Source organism: Oleiphilus sp. HI0132 (assembly GCF_001635845.1).
Genome location: NZ_LWGJ01000246.1, coordinates 1 through 760, shown reverse-complemented (window position 1 = coordinate 760; position 760 = coordinate 1). Strand labels below are relative to the sequence as shown.

The following is a 760-nucleotide window of genomic DNA, read 5'->3' as shown; positions in this document are numbered from 1 at the left end:
AATAGATATTTCCTAACGCTACCTTTCACAAGCCTTAAGTAGCGCTTCTCGAATTTTATTTATCGGGAGCACTTTTTGCACAGCGTTAAGTTTAACAGCTGCGCCGGGCATTCCCCATACAACACTCGTTGCTTCATCTTGAGCAAAAGTTGCACCGCCCACTGAAAGTATTCTTTCCATACCTTCGGCGCCATCACTTCCCATCCCCGTTAGGATAGCTGAAACTGCATATTTCCCATAATGCTGTGCGACTGAGTCGAATAATACATTGACCGAAGGCTTATGACCACTGACCTTCTCTCCATCATATAGAGAGGTAACCAAGCGCCCGTTTTTCTCGTAAACTTTTAAATGGAAGTCGCCTGGCGCTAAATAAGCATGGCCCGGCTCCAAAGGCATACCACTCTTTGCTTCCTTAACTGTGATTTCACAGTGTCCATCAAGCCGCTGCGCCAATGAGGCACTAAAGGTAGCAGGTATATGCTGCGCCATAACAATAGGCGGGCAGTTTGCTGGCATCCCTTGCAGGACTTCACGTAGAGCTTCCGTTCCACCCGTAGAACTTCCGATACAAATAATTTTTCGCCCGTCAAATTTACGTTTTTCTGTCGCCTCACTAGAAGCTTGCTTCGACGAAAGCACTCTATCATGAGCCGCCATATTCGCAATGGCAGCATTTCTAACTTTACTCTGAATTGTTAGCGCATAATCCGAAAGGTTATCCCAGGAACCACCTTGTGGTTTTGCGATATAGTCAACT

At 46.2% G+C, this 760-nt stretch carries 1 protein-coding gene; it reads right to left on the bottom strand.

Annotated features, from left to right (window positions below):
- Window positions 1-18: 18 nt before the first annotated feature.
- On the bottom strand, window positions 19-760 hold a 742-nt coding region (locus tag A3766_RS03025), incomplete at its 5' end, for a chemotaxis protein CheB (RefSeq protein ID WP_068641644.1).